Source organism: Mesorhizobium comanense (assembly GCF_005503535.1).
GTDB lineage: Bacteria > Pseudomonadota > Alphaproteobacteria > Rhizobiales > Rhizobiaceae > Mesorhizobium > Mesorhizobium comanense.
This window is the reverse complement of record NZ_SCNN01000003.1, coordinates 18943-37005: the sequence shown is the minus strand read 5'-3', so window position 1 is coordinate 37005 and position 18063 is coordinate 18943. Positions and strand designations below refer to the sequence as shown.

Below are 18063 nucleotides of genomic sequence, written 5' to 3'. Positions count from 1 at the left end.
TCCAGTCCATCAGGCTTAAACCATAACATGTTATATAACATGGCAGCAAATAGTCAAGCCTGCTGGCTTCCAGGATCGCCGGCATTTACGCCGAAGTCAGCCTGATGGTCCCGACAGGCTGGAAGACCCGGCAATACGCCTGGCGATCGCACTGGCCAGGATGCCGGCATTGGCGAAGCAACCGCGGATGCTCGGCCGCATGCCGGTGAACCAGAGGCCGGGCAGTTTCGGGTCGCCCTCGCCGCCATTGAAGAGCGGGACGCCCTTTTCGTCGAGGACGCCGAGATTGCCGACCATGTGCTCCAGCCCGGTTCGGTAGCCGGTCGCGGCGATGACGATATCGGGACCGATCAGGCGGCCGTCGGCAAGGACCGCACCGTCGCGGGTGAATTCCCGTATGGCCGGAACAATCCCGATCCTGCCGGATTTGATGGCCGCGACGGCGCCGTCGTCGGCGGCGATCGCGGTGTAGTCCGAGGTCAGGCGGCTGGCGCCTCCGGCCGGTGCCGGCGGCATGCCGAACCTGGTCAGGTCGCCGAAAACCAGGCGTTGCGTCATCGCGATCGCCGCATCCGCGACGCGCAGCGGCAGGCGCGCCATGAGCGGAGAGAGCCGATGCACCGCGATCTTGCCTATGCGCTTGGGCAGAATCGCGGGGCCGCTGCGCGCCGACAGCCAGAGAGCCGCCGTATCCACCGCGGCCAGATGGTTGAGAGCGTCGAAGCCGGAATTGCCCGCGCCGACGACCAGCACCTTCCTGCCGGCATAGGCCGCGGCCTCGCCGAAATCGGCCGAATGGATGATCTGGCCGGGAAAGGCCTGCATGCCCTTCCAGCGCGGCACGAAGGGCTCCTTGTCGCGGCCGGTGGCGACAATGACATGGCGCGCCAGGCGTGAGCCGGCGCTGGTCCGCACCGCCCAGTGATCGCCCCTGAAGACGATGGTCTCGACGGCAACGCCGAACTCGACCGGCAGCCGGTTGGTCTCCCTGAAATCGTTCATGTGGCGGATGACGACGTTGCGGTGCGGAAAGGCCGGTGTGTCCCGGGGATAGGCAAGGCCGGGCAGCGCCGAGAGGTCGCGATGGGTGTTGAGATGCAACTGCTGGTGCCGGCGGTGCCAGGGCTCGGCCAGCCGGCTCTCCTTTTCGAGGATCGCCACCGGTACGCCGGCCTTCATCAAGGCCCGCGCCACGGCCAGTCCGGCGGCGCCGGCGCCGATGACGATCGCCGGCTCGACCGCCACCGCCTGGTCCGCCATCGGTTGGATTGTCGTATCAGCCATTCACTCTCAAATCCCATTCGACCATCGCGGCGCGCCGTAACCGTTTGATCGCACGCAGCCTCATAGCGCGGAGCGGCGCCGGTTTTCGAGGGCTCGCGCCTGGCCGTGGTTCAATCCGGAGCGCTTCATCGCCGTGCCGGACAGCTTAAATCGCGCAAATGCGGCCAAAACAACGACAGGGAGCGGCTGCCCCGCTTCTGTCCGAAACCATCGACCCCTATATGGCATATGCGCGGCATCGGCGATAATAGGTCGCGGCAATGTGATTGATTCGAGGTCCGGGGGCTGGCGGGTCTTTTCTCAGTTGCGCGGTGGTCCGAAGCCCAGAATCGATTTTCGGGCCTCCCGCGTGAAATCAAGGCGCCCCGGCGAGTAAGCGTGCCAATGGATACGCAGCGCCGCAGATGCACGCGGAATCCGGACCATGCCCTCCCTGCGGATCTATTTCGACAAAATCCTCGAGGGTGTCTCGCCCAAGGTCGAGCGCCTGGCGCTGACCCATGTCGAGCGGCTGGCGCTGGTGCGCCGCCATGGCGACTTCTCGCTTGCCTATTCCAGCGCCGTTCAGGGCAAGCTGTCCTATTTCGGCGACGCCGCCGGCTACATCGCCTTCGGCACCAAGATGAAGCACCATTTCGCGCTCGGCGATCCGGTGGCGGCTCATGCCGAGCGGCCGGACTACATCAGGCGTTTCGTCGAGGCCGCCGGCGATCCGTGGTTCGTGCAGGTCGGCGAAGAGACGGCGCGCGTGCTGGCCGAACTCGGCTACAAGGTCAACCGGCTGGGGATCGACACGCGTCTGGCGCTGCCCGCGCACGATTTCTCCGGAAAGCGCAACGAGACCGTGCGCTATTCCGAACGCTGGCTGCTCAAGAAAGGGTTCTCCTTCGACGAGGACAGGCGCACGATTTTCCTCGACGAGATCAAGCGGTTGTCGGAAAACTGGCGCGGCGACCGCATCGTCAAGCGCTGGGAGATGGGCTTCCTCAACCGCCCCTTCAACGACCAGCTCGGCACCGACATGCGCCGGTTCGTGCTGCATGGCCCTGACGGCGAGCTGATCGCGCTGCTCGACTTCGACCCGATGTTCCGCGACGGCAAGGTGATAGGCTACACCACCGCCTTCAAGCGCAAGCATCTCGACGCATCGCCGCATGCGGAGATCGGCCTGACGAAATACGCGGTGGACCGTTTCCGCGAGGAAGGCGTTTCGGTGGTCACGCTCGGCCTGTCGCCGCTGGTCGACGTGATCCCGAGCGGATTTGCCGAAAGCGATTTCTGGCGCAACACATTCCAGCGCGCCTACTCCTCGCCCTGGGTCAACCGCCGCCGGTTCAACGTGCAGGGCCAGGCAGCCTTCAAGCGCCGCTTCCACGGCGAGGAAGAACCGGTCTATATCGCCTTTCGCAAGGGGACCTTTATCGAGATGCTGGGCCTGCTGCGGCTGATCAAGGCGATTTGAGGTTCTTGGCTCCTTCCTCTACGCCATGCACATCTTGTGTGATTGGCGTGACGGTCAGCCGAAGGCTTGATTGCCAGGTGGTTCCCCCAATCCGTCGCTGCTTCGCAGCGCCACCTTTCCCCCCTCCGGAGGGAAAGGAAGGGAGCCTTGCTGGATAAGCGTCGAGCGCAAAATGCCTGGCGCCTTTCCTCTCCCCCGTCGATCGGGGGAGAGGTGTCGAGCGAAGCTCGACGGAGTGGGGGTCGACCAGCGCGGCACAAGCCAATGCATAGCCAGGTTTGGCGACGCAGCGTCAGTTCCGCAGCCTGTATCCCGTCCGGAAGATCCAGGCGACGATGGCGATGCAGGTGGCCAGGAACACCAGCGTCATGCCCAGGCTGACGGCGACCGACACGTCGGCCTTGCCGTAGAAGCTCCAGCGGAAGCCGCTGATCAGGTAGACCACCGGGTTGAACAGGGTGATCGTCTTCCAGATGCCGGGCAGCATGTGGATCGAATAGAAGCTGCCGCCGAGGAAGGTCAGCGGGGTGACGATCAGGAGCGGCACCAGCTGCAGCTGCTCGAAACTCCTTGCCCAGATGCCGATGATGAAGCCGAACAGGCTGAAGGTCACCGCCGTCAGGATCAGGAAAGCGAGCATCCAGAACGGGTGTTCGATGTGGAGTGGCACGAACAGCGAAGCGGTGGCCAGGATGATCAGGCCGAGGATGATCGACTTGGTCGCCGCGCCGCCGACATAGGCGATGACGATCTCCAGATAGGACACCGGCGCCGACAGGAGCTCGTAGATCGAGCCGACGAATTTCGGGAAATAGATGGCGAAGGACGCGTTGGAGATCGACTGCGTCAAAAGCGACAGCATGATCAGTCCGGGCACGATGAAGGCGCCATAGCTGATGCCGTCGATCTCGGTGATGCGCGAGCCGATGGCCGAGCCGAAGACGACGAAGTAGAGCGACGTCGAGATGACCGGCGAGATGATGCTCTGCAGCACGGTGCGGAACGCACGCGCCATCTCCACCCGGTAGATCGCCCAGACGGCGCGCAGGTTCATGGTTCTTGCCTCAGAAGATTGACGAAGATCTCTTCGAGCGAACTGTTCTTGGTGTCGAGATCGCGGAACTGGATGCCCGATGCCTCGAGGTCACGGATCAGGGAGGCGACGCCGGGCCGGTCGCTCTGGTTGTCGTAGGTATAGGTGAGCTCGGTGCCGTCGCCCGACAGTTCGAGAGCGTAGCGCGCCAGCTCGTCGGGGATGCTCGCCAGCGGCGCGCGCAGCTCGATCCTTATCTGCTTGCGGCCGAGCTTGCGCATCAGTTCGGCCTTTTCCTCGACCAGGATGATCTCGCCCCGGTTGATGACGCCGACGCGGTCGGCCATTTCCTCGGCTTCCTCGATATAGTGGGTGGTGAGGATGATGGTGACGCCGTCTTCGCGCAGCCGGCGCACCATGGCCCACATGTCCTGGCGCAGCTCGACGTCGACACCCGCGGTCGGCTCGTCGAGGAACAGGATGCGCGGCTCGTGCGAGAGCGCCTTGGCGATCATCAGCCTGCGCTTCATGCCGCCCGACAGCGTGATCGCCTTGGCGTCCTTCTTGTCCCAGAGCGAGAGGTCGCGCAGCACCTTCTCGACGAAGGCCGGGTTGGCCGGCTTGCCGAACAGGCCCCGGCTGTAATTGACGGTCGCCCAGACCGTTTCGAAGGCGTCGATGGTCAGTTCCTGCGGCACCAGGCCGATCAGGCTGCGCGCGGCGCGGTAGTCCCTGTTGATGTCGTGGCCGTCGACGGTGACGGTGCCCGACGAACGGTTGACGATGCCGCAGATGATCGAGATCAGCGTCGTCTTGCCGGCGCCGTTAGGCCCCAGCAGCGCGAAGATTTCGCCGCGCTGGATGTCGAGATTGACTTCCTTGAGCGCCTTGAAGCCGGTGGCGTAGGTCTTGGAGACCCCTGAAATGGACAGGATGGAGGGCATGGACTGAACGGCTGCCTGAAAGAGGTCACCTCATATAGGCCGAATGGCGGTTCATGCAACCGCAAGGCGCCGGTGCTGCTGACAGTTCTGGACAGCCGTTCGGGCCCCGACCGATACGCCCGGCCAGGGGGCGGCGAGCGGCGGCCGGCTGCATCCGCACTCAGCGTAGAGCATGATGTCCGGACAAATGAGTACAGTTTGTCCAGACATCATGCTCTACCTCTTTGATTTAGAGGCGGATTCAGATTTCAGGTCGACTTGACCTGAAATCATCCGGCTCTAGCGTGAACACGGTGCGCCTGGCGCTGTCGTCCTCGGCCCATGCCCGTTCGACATCGGCGAGCGGAACCGGCTTCGCCGCGATTTTAAATCCGGCCGGGACCGCCGCCTCAAGCAGCGCGCCGACGCAGGCGACGAGGCGTTCCATCGGGATGCTGCCGATGCCGCTGCCCATCAGAGTGATGGCCGACGAGCGCAGCACGGCGCTGGACAGCATGATGTCGGAACCGCTCATCGAGCCGATCTGGACGAAGCGGATCGGCACCGCCTCGGGCCCGGCCTTGGCCGCGGCGACCAGCAGGCGTTCGGCGCTTTTTCCCCAGAGATAGTCGATGACGACATCGATGCCTTGCGCGAATTCCTTCTTCAAACTGGCCTCGAGGGCCGCCTGGTCCTCGACAAGCGGCACCGTCATGTCCGCGCCGAGCGCAGCGACCTCTTTGAGCGCGTCGACATTGCGGGCGGTCGCGATCACCTTCCTGGCACCGAGATGCCTGGCGATCTGCACGGCAAGCCGACCTGACGAGCCGGCGGCGCCATTGACCAGCACGGTCTCGCCGGCCTTGAGTTTTGCCCGTTCGACATAGGCCGCCCAGGACGACATGCCTGGATTGGCGATCGCCGCCGCGGTCACGTCATCCAGCTCATCTGGTAATGGCAGGCAATAGGCCGACGGCACGGCCGCCCGCTCCGCCATGCTGCCTCCGGGCGCGACGAAATAGACCCGCCTGCCGTTTTCAAGCCGGCCCACGCCATCGACCCCGACGACGAACGGAAATCGGCCTGACGAGCTGTAGTGCGTGCCCGAGGCGCGGCTCTTCACGACATGGCTGACCGCCGCCGCGCTGACATGGACGAGCTGCTCGCCCGGCCCGACCGCCGGCTCGGGGACATCGCCATAGACGGGCGTTCTGCCCGCCTCCGGGACAATTGCTGCTTTCATGCTGGTTTGCCTTTCCGGTTTCCAGACTATGTGTATAATGCACATATAAGGAGTCCCGGCATGCCGTCAACAAAAAATATGCAAACTACACATATCTCGGACCAACTGCGCCAGATACACGCGGCCGTTCTGGATATTGTCGGGCAGATGAACAGGCCACAGCGCGACGAGCTGCTGATCAAGGCGGCTGGCATTCCGCTCGACCGGGCATTGTTCCCCCTGCTCGTCGGCATCGAGCGCTTCGGGCCGATCGGCGTCGTCGAGATGGCCGACCGCGTCGGGCGCGACTACACGACCGTGAGCCGTCAGGTTGCCAAGCTGGAGAGCCTGGGCCTGGTGCGACGCGAGGCGAGCGCCGCCGACCGCCGCGTGCGCGAGGCCGTGATCAGCCCGAAGGGCAAGGCGATGACCGACCTGGTCGATGCAGCGCGCGAGAAAATCGGCCGCGCCATTTTCGAGACCTGGGAGGCGCACGACATCGAGGAGCTGGTGCGCCTGATGCGCAAGTTCGCGGATGCGCTCGGCGATGTGCCGGAGACCAGCGCCTAAACCCGGCATGCAGCGGTAAAATTGTCCTGTGGCGTTCGGCCTCGCGGCAGGACGCCGCTTTGACCTCAACCGGCTTCGGGCCTATCGTTCAGCAGTATTGGCAGCAGCCGGAGCCCGCCATGGACACGCTGATATTGTCTCGCATCCAGTTCGGCGCGAATATCTCGTTTCATATCCTGTTTCCAACCATCACCATCGCACTTGGCTGGGTGCTGCTGTTCTTCAAGCTGCGCTACAACGCGACCAACGATTCCGCCTGGATGCGCGCCTACTTCACCTGGGTGAAGGTCTTCGCGCTGTCCTTTGCCATGGGCGTTGTCTCGGGCGTCACCATGAGCTTCCAGTTCGGCACCAACTGGCCGGGCTACATGGAAAAGGTCGGCAACATCGCCGGGCCGTTGCTGGCCTATGAAGTGCTGACCGCCTTCTTCCTCGAGGCTGCCTTCCTCGGCATCATGCTGTTCGGTTTCCGCCGCGTCTCCAACCGCGTCCACACGCTGGCGACGGTGCTGGTGGCGGGCGGCACCACGCTGTCGGCGTTCTGGATCATCGCGCTCAATTCCTGGATGCAGACGCCAGACGGATTCGAGATGCGCGACGGCGTCGCGCATGCCGTCGACTGGTGGGCTATCGTCTTCAACCCGTCCATGCCCTACCGCCTCGTCCACATGCTGCTGGCCTCCGGCCTCACCGTGTCCTTCCTGATCGCGGGCCTGTCGGCGCTGCGTTATCTCGCCGGCGATCGGTCGGAATCGATGTGGAAAGCACTACGCACCGGCGTCTTCACCGCAGCGATCCTCATTCCGGTGCAGATCTTTGCCGGCGACCAGCACGGGCTGAACACGCTGGAACACCAGCCGCAGAAGGTGGCGGCGATGGAGGCGAACTGGAACACCGGGCCCAACGTGCCGCTGGTGCTGTTCGCGCTGCCCGACGAGACGGCCAAGGAAAACAGGTTCGAGATCGCCATTCCCGACGGCGCCAGCCTCATCCTGCGCCATTCGGCGAGCGGCGTCGTGCCGGGACTGAACGACTATCCCGGCAACCACCCGCCTGTCTTCCCGGTGTTCTGGGGTTTCCGCATCATGGTCGGCACCGGCCTGCTGATGCTGGCGGTTTCGTGGTCGGCGGCCTTCTTCCTCAAGCGCCGCAACGCGTTGCCGAGGCCGCTCGCCATGCTGATGGTGCCGATGGCGCTGTCGGGCTGGCTGGCGACGCTGGCCGGCTGGTACACGACCGAGATCGGCCGCCAGCCCTGGCTGGTGACCGGCGTGCTGAAGACCGCCGACGCCGTCGGTCCGGTGGCCGGCAGCCATGTCGCGCTGACGCTCGCCATCTACCTCATCCTCTACGTGCTTTTGCTGATCGCCTATCTCGGCGTGCTGGTGCATCTGGCGCTGAAGGCGGCGAAGGACGGCGATTCCTCGCCGCTGCCGGGGGTCATGAAGACAGCCATGTCGCAGCCGGCGGCTGGGGCGTGAAATGACAACCGCCAGCGCCGACTTCGACAGCAGGCCCGAGGCAAATGCCTCATCGATGGAATGCCACCCGAGCACATCGCGACCAGAATGGCTCCGGCGAACAGGGGAAGAAAGATGACCTTCGACTGGCCAACCGCGCTCCCCCTCATCTTCGCCGGCCTGATGGGGCTGGCCATCCTGATCTATGTCGTCCTCGACGGGTTCGATCTCGGCATCGGCATCCTGTTCGCGGCCGCCGAAGACGCCGAGCAGGACACCATGATCGCGGCGATCGGCCCGTTCTGGGACGCCAACGAGACCTGGCTGGTGCTGGCGGTCGGGCTGCTGCTCGTCGCCTTTCCGATGGCGCACGGGGTCATCCTCACCGCGCTCTACCTGCCGGTCTTCGTGCTGCTGGTCGGGCTGATCCTGCGCGGCGTCGCCTTCGATTTCCGCGCCAAGGTGCCGGCGGGCAAGAAGCATCGCTGGAACCGCATCTTCTTCCTCGGCTCGCTGATCGCGTCGCTGGCGCAGGGCTACATGCTGGGCGTCTATGTGCTCGGCCTCGATGTCGGCCTCGGCGGCATGGCGTTCGGCGCGCTGGTCGCGCTCTGCCTGGCGGCGGCCTATGCAGCGATGGGCGCGGCCTGGGTGATCTACAAGACCGAGGGCGAGTTGCAGAAGAAGGCGGTGCGCTGGCTGCGCACCGCGCTGGTGCTCACCGCGCTCGGCATGGCCGCCGTGTCGCTGGCGACGCCCTTCGCCAGCCCGCGCATCTTCGACAAATGGTTCGTCTGGCCCGAGATGCTGTACCTCTCGCCGCTGCCGGTGCTGTCGGCGCTTTTGTTCCTGTGGCTGTGGCGGCAAACCTTCCATCTGCCCAGGCCCGACGACAGCCATGCACTGACGCCGTTCCTGACGCTGGCCGGCATTTTCGTGCTCGGCTTCGCCGGTCTCGCCTGGTCGTTCTATCCGTTCGTGGTGCCCGACAAGCTGACGATCTGGCAGGCGGCATCGGCGACCGAAAGCCTGGCCATCATCCTGGCCGGCACGGTGGTGGTGCTGCCGATCATCATCTTCTATTCCTTCTATGCCTACCGCGTGTTCGGCGGCAAGGCGACGGATCTCACCTACGATTGACCGGCCGCGGCCAGTTCAAAGCAGCCCGCTGTCGCGCGCGGCCGCCGTGGCCTCGCCGCGCGAAACGGCGTCGAGCTTGCCCAGCACCGCCGAGACGTGATGGTCGACGGTCTTGGGCGAAATGGCCAGGTGCTCGGCGATGCGCTTGTTGGACAGGCCGCGCTCGATCAGCTGCAGCACTTCCATCTGGCGCCGGGTCAGGCCGGCACTGTTGGCGCGCGTCGTGCTGCGCGGGCCGCGCGCGATGCGGATGACGCCGTTTCGCCGCATGATGTCGCGCACATGGCTGGCGACCGGCCGGGCGCCGAGCGCCTCGAGCACTTCGAGCGCCTCGCGCTGCGCCGCCTCGTCGCCCCGGGCGAGCGCCAGCGCGCGTTCATAGGGCGAATCGAGATCCGCCCAGGCGGCCGCCGCGCCACGCCAGTCACCGGCAAGCAGCAGCCGGTAGGGGTCGGCCATGCCCGACGTATCGCCGGGGTCGGCGCCCGGCGACAGCAGATGGCGCCAGCCGGCCAGTTCGGCGAAGGCCGCCCGCGTCGGCGAAAGGCCTTCGACAAGACCGATCAGCCGCAGCGCCTCGTTCCTGTCGGCTTCGCCGAGCCAGGCCTGTTCGGCGATCACCGCCGCATAGGGCAGCAGCCGTTGCAGTTCGGTCCCCCTTTCAAGGAAACGCTTCATCTCGGCCAGAAGCGGCTCGGCCGACGGGTCGCCGCGGCGCACCCGCAGCCGCGACAGCGCCACCAGCGCCGGATAGCGCACGAGCGCGGTCGCCTGATTGCCGGCGAGAACCTCGACCGCCTCGGCCGCGGCCTCCTCCCATTGGCCGTGCCGCACCAGCAGTTGCGCGCGCACGCCGCGCATGTAGTCGCGCCAGGTCGCCAGGTCGTTTTCGATGCAATAATCGATGCCGCGGTCGAGGAAGGACTGGGCCAGGCGATAATCCAGCCGGTTCATGCCGCCGCAGGCACTGTTGGTGAAGGCGCGCGCGGCGTGCTCCTGAAAATTGCACGCGAGCGCGATCTCCAGGCTGCGGGCCAGGTGCGTCCGGCCGCCTTCCAGGTCGAGCGATTGCTCGGCGGCACCGACATTGTTGAGCGCATGGCAGACGATGTCCTGCCGGTCCAGCCCTTCGGCCAGCCTGATGGCCTTGGCGCCCAGCGCCAGGGTCTCGTCCAGCCTTTCCGCCAGCATCGCCAGTTGCGACAGATTGGAATAGGCCATGGCCAGTTCGGGCCCGGCGGGGACGGTTTCGAGCAGCGTCACCGCCCGCGCGCCATAGAGGTCGGCGGCCTGGCGGTCGCCCATCAGATAGGAAAAGCGCGACAGGCACCTGAGGCTGTCGCCCTCCTTCAGCACGTCTCCCATGGCATGATGGAGAAGGCGCGCCTGCTCCTGCGCGCCGATGGCCTCCTCGACGCGGCCAATCAGGTGGCATTCGAACGCATATTGTTCGTAAAGCCCGGCCCGCTCCTCGACCGGCAAGGTGTCGGCCCGGCGCAGCGCGACCTCGCAATAGCCGGCGGCGTCGCGATGGGCGCCGACCCGGGAGGCCTCGCGCGCCGCGACCGGCGCGAACGCGCGCACCGCTTGCCAGTTGTGCGCTTCGACGGCGTGGTGCACCAGCCGCGCCGTGGCGACGTCGCCCCGTTCGATGAGCGCCGACAGCGCGCGCTGGTTGAATTCCCGCCTGTGGCTGCTGGTCAGCATCTCCTCGATGGCGCGCCGCGCGATCTCGTGGCGGAAGGCGTAGGCATCGCCGAGATCGTCGAGCAGCCCGTTCGAGACGCATTCCGCGAGCTGGCCGGCGGCGGCGATGCCGCACAGCCCGGTCAGGGCCCAGGCGTCGGCGCGCCTTGGGAACACCGAGACGGCGTCGAGCATCGCGCGGGCGCCGGGCGACAGCCGTTCGGCCCGCGCGACCACGGCATCGCGCACACTGGCCGGCAGCGCGGTTTCGTCTTCAGCACTGAGCAGTTCGGCGACGAAGAAGGCGTTGCCGGCGCTCGCCCGGTAGATGGCGTCGCCATCGCGGCCCACGGCGCGGGCGAGCGACAGCACCGCCGTTTCGCTCAACAGCGGCACATCGATGCGGGCAACACTGGCCGAGGGGATTTCGCCGAGCGCCCGGCGCACGCGCATCTGCCCTTCGGAGCCGTCGGTGCGGGCGCTCAGCAGCAGCAGGATATGGGTGTTGGCGATGCGCCGGCCGAGGAAGCGGACGAAGTCGAGCGTCGCGTCGTCGGCCCAGTGCAGGTCCTCGATCACCAGCAGCGTCGCGCCCGCGCGCGCATCGAAGACGTCGAGTGCGTCGGAAAACAGCGGCAGCCGCTGACCCTGGCGCGCTTCGGGCGCGCGCGGCATCGGCCACTGCGCGCCCCTTGCCAGGTCGTAGAGCGGCCCGAGCGGATCAGGGATCGACAGATCCTCGCAGGCGCTGCGCAACACGCGCGCGCCCCCGCCGGCGGCGCCGATGAAGGCCTCGACAAGCGCGGTCTTGCCCGAGCCCGCCTCGCCGAGCAACGCCGCGACATGGCCTTGGCCGCGCGCGGCCTGCGCCAGGAGACCGTCCAGCTGTTCCAGCTGCGTCCGCCGTTCCAGAAGCATCCCATCCGCCCGAACTGTCCGGCCGATATGATCCGGTGCGCCACCCGCCCAGCCCCCGGTTCATCTGTCAGCCTAGGCGGCTTCGGTATCCGCAGTGTGGCTCCGGCGCCAATATGGGGAAACAAGCCGGGAAATATGGGGAATGGTTCCGATGCGGCGTCCCGGCCGGCGTGGTTTCCATTGCGGCGGCGCTCGCACAGAGCGTGACGCAACGCAAAGAAGGAAATCCTCCATGCCCCGTTATCTCGTCGAACGCACTTTTCCGGACGGCCTCCACATTCCCATGAACGATGCCGGCGCCGACGCGCTCGGCGGCGTCATCATGCGCAATGCCGAAAAAGGCGTCACCTGGGTGCAGTCCTTCGTGTCGCCCGACAAGAAGCAGACTTTCTGCATCTATGACGCGCCCTCGCCCGAGGCGATCCGCAGCACGGCGCAAAAGAATTCGCTGCCGGTCGACAAGATCACCGAGGTGCGCGTCCTCGACCCGTATTTCTACAAGTGACATCGGTGCTGCGATCTCGCCCCTCGAGGGGGAGATGGCCGGCAGGCCAGAGGGGTCGCCGCGCGTGGAGCGCCGACCTTCATCCGCTGAAGGGGATCGCGTCCGGTCGAACCGACCCCCTCTGTCGCCTTTGGCGACATCTCCCCCTTGAGGGGGGAGATAACCCTTGATCAGTTGCTCGCCGACAGTACCAGCACCGGCTTGTCGCTGTACAGCGCCGGGAACAGCTGCTTCAGGTTCGCCACCTTGGGCAGGTCGTTGTAGACGATGTAGGGATAGGTCGGGTTCAGCGTCAGGAAGTCCTGATGATAGTTCTCGGCCGGGTAGAAGGTCTTGCCGGTCTCGATCGTGGTGACGATCGGCGCGCCGAACAGCTTGGCCTTGTCGAGCTGGGCGATGTAGTCCTGCGCGATCTTCTTCTGGGCGTCGTTCTCGGCGAAGACCGTCGAACGGTACTGGGTGCCGGAGTCCGGCCCCTGATAGTTCAGCTGGGTCGGATTGTGGGCGACCGAGAAATACACCTGCAGCAGCTGGCCGTAGGTCACTTTCGACGGATCATAGGTGATCTCGACGGATTCGGCGTGGCCGGTGCGGCCGGTGCCGACGGTCTCGTAGACGGCATCGTCCTTGGCGCCGCCGGTATAGCCGGAAACGGCCCTGGTGACGCCCTTGACGTGCTGGAACACGCCCTGCACGCCCCAGAAGCAGCCGCCGGCGAAAATCGCCTTCTCGCTGCCGCCGGCCGCCTTTTCGTCCACCGCCGGCGGCGGGATCTTTACCGCGTCCTCGGCCGAAACGGCCGGCGTCATCCAGAAGGCGGCGCCGGCGGCGGCAAGGGCCAATGCGGCGAGCGCGCCCCTGATGAAGCCGGTCGAACGCCTGGCAATGCTGGTATCGGTCATGGTTGCACTCCTCGTGGCTTGCCCCTTTGATCAGCAATCGGGGGTCAGTCTATTGGATCAGTTACGGCGGCGCGACGCGGGAGTTGCGCCGCCGCCTCACATTCGCGTGGCCAGGTTTTGGCATTGAGCATGGTTTTCTTGCGAAGGCATCGCTCTCCATCTCCGGCAGAAATCTTCCCGTTGGCGCTGCCCCTCACTGTCCTGCCGGACATCTCTCCCCGGGGCGAGAGGGGCTGGCTGCAACGCCGGCGCTCTTCCTGCAACGCCGAGGATTGGCGAAACCAGCGGCGAGAGCACCCCTCTCCCCGTCACCATACGGGGAGAGGATGCCGGCAGGCAGGTGAGGGGCAGCGCCGAGGGCGGCCATTGCGGACGGGCTGGGCGCAGAAGACCTAATTGGCCGGTTTCATCGCGTCCGTTGCCGGCTTCATGGCATTGGTGGCCATCGGATCCGCCGGCTTCATGGCGTCGGTCGCGGGCTTCATGGCATCCGCCGGCTTCATCGCATCCGTCGCGGGCTTCATGGCGTCGGTCGCCATCGCGTTGGCGGGCTTCATGGCATTGGCCGTGTCGTCGGCGCGGGCGCCGGCGACGAATATGGCGGCCGAAAGCCCGAAGGCGAGCGCCGGCAGGGTCAGATATCTGGTCATGAGAGTCTCCTTGGGTTTGGCGCGCGGTAGCGGGCCGGGTGATGCGTTGCCGCTGCATGCGACCCCGCGCGAAGAGAGAAAAATCAGTCGGTCGCCGCGGCGAGGATCGGGCCGCCGCCCGGTGACTGGACGAGGATGGCGGTGCTGAGGCCGCCGGACGCGGCGGGCAAGGCGTAGACCGCGGCGTCGCCGTTCCAGCTGCCGAGCCTTTGCAGCGCATGCACGACATTGGCGTGCGGCAAGGTGCGGCCGGTGTTTTCGCCACGCGCCACCGGCACCTGGACGACGCCCCTGGCATAGCGGACCAGCCAGACATCGGCCTTGCCGCCGGGCGCGCTGCCGGCGCCGACCGAAACCTTGCCCACGTCGAGCGACAGCGACGGGCCAGTAGCCTTGGCCGTCGCCGCGATCAGGTGCTCGATCTCGCCAGGCGCGGCGCCGACCACATCGGCATGGCCATTGACCACCACCTGCGGCGTGAACGGCCCGTCATGGCCGAGCGGCGGCTCGTAGCTGACCTGGCGCTGGGTGAATTCGGGCTTTCCGAACGTGTCCTTCCAGCCGAGATAATCCCAGTAGGTGACGTTGAAGGACAGCGCCAGCACGCCGGGCTGGTCCTTGACCTTGATCAGATTGGCATTGGCCGGCGGGCAGGACGAGCAGCCCTGGCTGGTGAACAGCTCGACCACGGTAAGCGGCCGGGCGGCTGCCGCACCGAGCGATGCGGCGAGCGCAAGGGCACCCAGGCTCGACAATGCGATGAATCTGCTGGCTCTCGGCATCGGCTTGCTCCGTGAGGGACGGCGCAGCGATGCGCCGGTCATGTCCCCACTTCGCCGCCGCGACGGGCTTCGTTACAGCGCTCACCGGTTTGTGATTGGAGGCTGGTCGTCTTGCTACGCCGGAGATTGGCGAAGGTCGCCTTGACGTCCGATCTCCCCCCAAGTGGGGGAGATGTCCGGCAGGACAGAGGGGGGCGCCATAAAGCGCCTTCCTAGATGCTTCTCGACACGCATCGTCCTTGATGGCGGCGAAAAACAAGCCAGCAATGAGGGGCTGTTGTGGTGAACTTCGGCAAAGCCGGCGGGACAGCGCCCCCCTCTGGCCTGCCGGCCATCTCCCCCACAAGGGGGGAGATCGGCTGTTTCACTGCGTCAGCGCCGTCAGCGAGGGACGCTGGTCGAAGTCGCATTTGCCGCTGACGTAATAGGAGAAGTCGGCGTTGGCGGCGGTGCCGGGGGTGGGCGAGCCGCCGTCTTCCCAGGCCTGCCAGCTGGTCTGGCCGCAAGGCACGATGGAGAAGATGTCGACGAGCTGGTTGGCAGGGACTTCGGTGGCGCTCGAGACGGATTGTCCGTAGTATAGCCGGTCCGACGTCGCCGTATTGTCGGTCCTCAGGACGGTTGGCGAACCCGAGGGAACGTCCATCTCCAGCGCCAGGCCGCCCATCTGGCTGACGTCGATGACGGCGCCGGTGCCGTTGGCGGGCGTGGTGACGCAGGTGGTCAGGTATTTCCTGTTGCCGCTGGTCTGCTGGATCGATCCGGCCGGCGCGTTGGCGAAGCTGCTCACCGTGCTGGTCGAGCACACCTGCTGCTGCACCTGCGTCAGCCTGGTGCCGCTGACCGTGTAGGCTGTGGTGGTGCCATAGCCCTTGGGATCGCCGTAGCCGTTATAGACATAGTCGATCTCCATCAGCTTCTGCGGCGTGGAGGTGGTGAACGGCGTGCCGTAGAGATAGATGGTCTTGTTCCACCAGCCCGAGGCCTGGTCGATCTTGAAGGTGGCCTGCACCAGGGCCGGCGCCTTGGTGACGCCCGAATTGACGGCGACCGGCACGGTGCTGACGCGGGCGATCTGCATGAAATTGGTCGGCATGGCGAAGCTCGCCGAGGTCTGCGCGGTGGAGGTGCCGTCGGCGGCGATGGAGAAGCTCACCAGCGTCGCGGTGCCCTGGCCGTTGTTGGCGACGAAATTGTCCTGCAGCGCCTGCTGGCGCGCGACCGTCGTCGTCGTGGTCGGCAGCGTGGTGATCGCCAGCGTGGCGGCGTCCAGCGCCTCCTGCATGTTGGAGCGCGTCTCGACCGCATTGGTATAATCGACCGAGAAGCCGACCACCGTGATCAGCGGAACCAGGCTCAGGAAGAACAGCGGCATCATCGAGCCGCTGCGCGAACGGGCAAACCCGCGTGCAACTCTCAGCATTTTTTACCCCCAGGAAACATTAGCGACTGCGCAGATAGCACGCAGCCGGCAAACCAAGGTCTAACGTGATTGCTCAAAGTTTAAGCATTCTTGCGCCCTGGCGCGGTATTTCGGGCTTTTCGCCCCTTCTCACCGCTTTGTGATCGCCAAGGCGGCCCTTGGGCGCCAAGCCTTGCCGCAACAGGCCGCCCCTGCTAAAGCGCGCGACATGACCACGCCGCTCGACCACATCCGCAATTTTTCCATCGTCGCCCATATCGACCATGGCAAATCCACGCTCGCCGACCGCCTGATCCAGCTGACCGGCGGGCTCGAGGCGCGCGACATGAAGGAGCAGGTGCTGGACTCGATGGACATCGAGCGCGAGCGCGGCATCACCATCAAGGCGCAGACGGTGCGGCTGAAGTACCGCGCCAACAATGGCGAGGACTATATCCTCAACCTGATCGACACGCCCGGACATGTCGACTTCGGCTACGAGGTCTCGCGTTCGCTCGCCGCCTGCGAGGGCTCGCTGCTGGTGGTCGACGCCTCGCAAGGCGTCGAGGCGCAGACGCTGGCCAATGTCTACCAGGCCATCGACAACAACCACGAGATCGTCGTGGTGCTGAACAAGGTCGACCTGCCGGCCGCCGAGCCCGAGCGCATCCGCGAGCAGGTCGAGGAGGTGATCGGCATCGACGCTTCCAACGCCGTGCTGATCTCGGCCAAGACGGGCCTTGGCATTCCCGACGTGCTGGAGGCCATCGTCAACCAGCTGCCGCCGCCGCGCGAGGGCGACGCGACCGCGCCCCTGAAGGCGATGCTGGTCGACAGCTGGTACGATGCCTATCTCGGCGTCATCGTGCTGGTGCGCATCATCGACGGCGTGCTGAAGAAGGGCCAGACCATCCGCATGATGGGCACCGGCGCCAAGTACCTGGTCGAGCGCACCGGCGTGTTCACGCCTGCCCGTATCAATGTCGACGAGCTCGGCCCCGGCGAGTTCGGCTTCTTCACCGGCTCGATCAAGGAAGTGGCCGACACCCGCGTCGGCGACACCATCACCGAGGACAAGCGCCCGACGCAAACGGCGCTGCCCGGCTTCAAGCCGGCGCAGCCTGTCGTGTTCTGCGGCCTGTTCCCGGTCGATGCCGCCGATTTCGAGGATCTGCGCGCCGCCGTCGGCAAGCTGCGCCTCAACGACGCTTCTTTCTCTTATGAGATGGAAACATCCGCCGCGCTCGGCTTCGGCTATCGCTGCGGCTTCCTCGGCCTGCTGCATCTGGAAATCATCCAGGAGCGGCTGGAGCGCGAATTCAACCTCGACCTGATCGCCACAGCACCTTCCGTCGTCTACCGGCTGCTGCTCAATGACGGCTCGGTGAAGGAACTGCACAACCCGGCCGACATGCCCGACGTGGTGAAGATATCAGCCATCGAGGAGCCATGGATCCGCGCCACGATCCTGACGCCCGACGACTATCTCGGCGGCATCCTGAAGCTCTGCCAGGACCGGCGCGGCATCCAGGCCGACCTCTCCTATGTCGGCAAACGCGCCATGCTGACCTACGATCTGCCGCTCAACGAAGTCGTCTTCGACTTCTATGACCGGCTGAAGTCGATCTCCAAGGGCTACGCCTCCTTCGACTATCACCTCACCGACTACCGCGAGGGCGATCTGGTGAAGATGTCGATCCTGGTCAATGAAGAGCCGGTCGATGCGCTCTCCATGCTGGTCCACCGCACGGCGGCGGAAAAGCGCGGCCGCCAGATGTGCGAGAAGCTCAAGGAACTGATCCCGCACCACCTCTTCAAGATCCCGATCCAGGCCGCCATCGGCGGCAAGGTGATCGCCCGCGAAACCATCTCGGCGCTCCGCAAGGACGTGACGGCCAAGTGCTACGGCGGCGACGTCTCGCGCAAGCGCAAGCTGCTGGACAAGCAGAAAGAAGGCAAGAAGCGGATGCGGCAGTTCGGCAAGGTGGATATCCCGCAGGAGGCGTTTATCCAGGCGCTGAAGATGGGGGATTGAGGGGGCGCTCGACCAGATCTACAGCTTAGCCATTGAGGTCACAGTCAACACATGATTACACTGTGTTCATGGTGACGTGGGTCACTGGT

The 18063-nt window shown here is 65.6% G+C and carries 15 protein-coding genes; 6 read left to right on the top strand and 9 right to left on the bottom strand.

The genetic code is table 11. From position 1 onward, the window contains the following. Positions 1-96 precede the first annotated feature (96 nt). On the bottom strand, positions 97-1284 hold the full coding sequence (locus tag FFS37_RS06755; protein ID WP_137930173.1) for a flavin-containing monooxygenase: 1188 nt from the start codon (positions 1282-1284) through the stop codon (positions 97-99). 424 nt (positions 1285-1708) lie between these two features. Between FFS37_RS06755 and FFS37_RS06750 the strand changes: the two genes are divergently transcribed. Then, positions 1709-2746 carry a phosphatidylglycerol lysyltransferase domain-containing protein gene (locus FFS37_RS06750; protein ID WP_137930172.1) on the top strand — a complete coding sequence of 346 codons (1038 nt, stop codon included), beginning with the start codon at positions 1709-1711 and terminating at the stop codon, positions 2744-2746. 292 nt (positions 2747-3038) lie between these two features. Here FFS37_RS06750 and FFS37_RS06745 read toward each other — a convergent pair whose 3' ends face one another. The 3 genes from FFS37_RS06745 to FFS37_RS06735 all read right to left on the bottom strand — a co-directional run bounded on the left by FFS37_RS06745 (position 3039) and on the right by FFS37_RS06735 (position 5945). Continuing rightward, on the bottom strand, positions 3039-3800 hold the full coding sequence (locus FFS37_RS06745) for an ABC transporter permease (protein ID WP_137930171.1): 762 nt from the start codon (positions 3798-3800) through the stop codon (positions 3039-3041). Then, positions 3797-4723, bottom strand: a complete 927-nt coding sequence (locus tag FFS37_RS06740) for an ABC transporter ATP-binding protein (RefSeq protein WP_137930170.1) — start codon at positions 4721-4723, stop codon at positions 3797-3799. Before FFS37_RS06740 ends, FFS37_RS06745 begins: the two co-directional genes overlap by 4 nt. A 241-nt stretch (positions 4724-4964) precedes the next feature. Further along, complete coding sequence (locus FFS37_RS06735) at positions 4965-5945, bottom strand: quinone oxidoreductase family protein (protein ID WP_137930169.1); 981 nt, start codon at positions 5943-5945, stop codon at positions 4965-4967. 60 nt (positions 5946-6005) lie between these two features. On the opposite strand from FFS37_RS06735, the gene FFS37_RS06730 reads away from it, so the two are divergent. The 3 genes from FFS37_RS06730 to FFS37_RS06720 all read left to right on the top strand — a co-directional run bounded on the left by FFS37_RS06730 (position 6006) and on the right by FFS37_RS06720 (position 9094). Continuing rightward, the gene (locus FFS37_RS06730; protein ID WP_137930168.1) at positions 6006-6494 is read left to right on the top strand and encodes a MarR family winged helix-turn-helix transcriptional regulator; all 489 of its coding nucleotides are present in this window, start codon (positions 6006-6008) and stop codon (positions 6492-6494) included. 119 nt (positions 6495-6613) lie between these two features. Then, positions 6614-7975 carry a cytochrome ubiquinol oxidase subunit I gene (locus FFS37_RS06725; protein WP_137930167.1) on the top strand — a complete coding sequence of 454 codons (1362 nt, stop codon included), beginning with the start codon at positions 6614-6616 and terminating at the stop codon, positions 7973-7975. 114 nt (positions 7976-8089) lie between these two features. Beyond that, the gene (locus tag FFS37_RS06720; RefSeq protein WP_137930166.1) at positions 8090-9094 is read left to right on the top strand and encodes a cytochrome d ubiquinol oxidase subunit II; all 1005 of its coding nucleotides are present in this window, start codon (positions 8090-8092) and stop codon (positions 9092-9094) included. 15 nt (positions 9095-9109) lie between these two features. Here FFS37_RS06720 and FFS37_RS06715 read toward each other — a convergent pair whose 3' ends face one another. Beyond that, positions 9110-11698 carry an ATP-binding protein gene (locus tag FFS37_RS06715; protein ID WP_137930165.1) on the bottom strand — a complete coding sequence of 863 codons (2589 nt, stop codon included), beginning with the start codon at positions 11696-11698 and terminating at the stop codon, positions 9110-9112. A gap of 232 nt (positions 11699-11930) precedes the next feature. Here FFS37_RS06715 and FFS37_RS06710 point away from each other — a divergent pair, with 232 nt between their 5' ends. After that, positions 11931-12203, top strand: coding sequence for a DUF4242 domain-containing protein (locus FFS37_RS06710; RefSeq protein WP_137930164.1), 273 nt, complete (start codon positions 11931-11933; stop codon positions 12201-12203). A gap of 170 nt (positions 12204-12373) precedes the next feature. Here the strand turns inward: FFS37_RS06710 and msrA are convergent, their stop codons facing one another. The 4 genes from msrA to FFS37_RS06685 form a co-directional block, all read right to left on the bottom strand. Beyond that, complete coding sequence (gene msrA, locus FFS37_RS06705; RefSeq protein ID WP_137930163.1) at positions 12374-13105, bottom strand: peptide-methionine (S)-S-oxide reductase MsrA; 732 nt, start codon at positions 13103-13105, stop codon at positions 12374-12376. Between the two features lie 392 nt (positions 13106-13497). Then, positions 13498-13755 carry a hypothetical protein gene (locus tag FFS37_RS06695; RefSeq protein WP_137930162.1) on the bottom strand — a complete coding sequence of 86 codons (258 nt, stop codon included), beginning with the start codon at positions 13753-13755 and terminating at the stop codon, positions 13498-13500. A gap of 83 nt (positions 13756-13838) precedes the next feature. After that, entirely contained in the window at positions 13839-14537 is a 699-nt protein-coding gene (locus FFS37_RS06690) for a DUF1223 domain-containing protein (RefSeq protein ID WP_137930161.1), read from the bottom strand. A 364-nt stretch (positions 14538-14901) separates the two neighbouring features. Further along, a complete protein-coding gene (locus FFS37_RS06685; RefSeq protein WP_137930160.1) occupies positions 14902-15960 on the bottom strand; it encodes a TadE/TadG family type IV pilus assembly protein in 1059 nt (352 codons plus the stop codon). Positions 15961-16168: 208 nt separating this feature from the next. On the opposite strand from FFS37_RS06685, the gene lepA reads away from it, so the two are divergent. Further along, a complete protein-coding gene (gene lepA, locus FFS37_RS06680; RefSeq protein WP_137930159.1) occupies positions 16169-17974 on the top strand; it encodes a translation elongation factor 4 in 1806 nt (601 codons plus the stop codon). The last annotated feature ends 89 nt before the right edge of the window (positions 17975-18063 follow it).

Coding starts and splice junctions, on each gene's coding strand:
- FFS37_RS06715 (WP_137930165.1), bottom strand. CDS start 11,698: ATGCTTCTGGAACGGCGGACGCAGCTGGAACAGCTGGACGGTCTCCTG.
- FFS37_RS06730 (WP_137930168.1), top strand. CDS start 6,006: ATGCCGTCAACAAAAAATATGCAAACTACACATATCTCGGACCAACTG.
- FFS37_RS06755 (WP_137930173.1), bottom strand. CDS start 1,284: ATGGCTGATACGACAATCCAACCGATGGCGGACCAGGCGGTGGCGGTC.
- lepA (WP_137930159.1), top strand. CDS start 16,169: ATGACCACGCCGCTCGACCACATCCGCAATTTTTCCATCGTCGCCCAT.
- FFS37_RS06725 (WP_137930167.1), top strand. CDS start 6,614: ATGGACACGCTGATATTGTCTCGCATCCAGTTCGGCGCGAATATCTCG.
- FFS37_RS06695 (WP_137930162.1), bottom strand. CDS start 13,755: ATGACCAGATATCTGACCCTGCCGGCGCTCGCCTTCGGGCTTTCGGCC.
- FFS37_RS06710 (WP_137930164.1), top strand. CDS start 11,931: ATGCCCCGTTATCTCGTCGAACGCACTTTTCCGGACGGCCTCCACATT.
- FFS37_RS06690 (WP_137930161.1), bottom strand. CDS start 14,537: ATGCCGAGAGCCAGCAGATTCATCGCATTGTCGAGCCTGGGTGCCCTT.
- FFS37_RS06735 (WP_137930169.1), bottom strand. CDS start 5,945: ATGAAAGCAGCAATTGTCCCGGAGGCGGGCAGAACGCCCGTCTATGGC.
- FFS37_RS06720 (WP_137930166.1), top strand. CDS start 8,090: ATGACCTTCGACTGGCCAACCGCGCTCCCCCTCATCTTCGCCGGCCTG.
- FFS37_RS06750 (WP_137930172.1), top strand. CDS start 1,709: ATGCCCTCCCTGCGGATCTATTTCGACAAAATCCTCGAGGGTGTCTCG.
- FFS37_RS06740 (WP_137930170.1), bottom strand. CDS start 4,723: ATGCCCTCCATCCTGTCCATTTCAGGGGTCTCCAAGACCTACGCCACC.
- msrA (WP_137930163.1), bottom strand. CDS start 13,105: ATGACCGATACCAGCATTGCCAGGCGTTCGACCGGCTTCATCAGGGGC.
- FFS37_RS06685 (WP_137930160.1), bottom strand. CDS start 15,960: ATGCTGAGAGTTGCACGCGGGTTTGCCCGTTCGCGCAGCGGCTCGATG.
- FFS37_RS06745 (WP_137930171.1), bottom strand. CDS start 3,800: ATGAACCTGCGCGCCGTCTGGGCGATCTACCGGGTGGAGATGGCGCGT.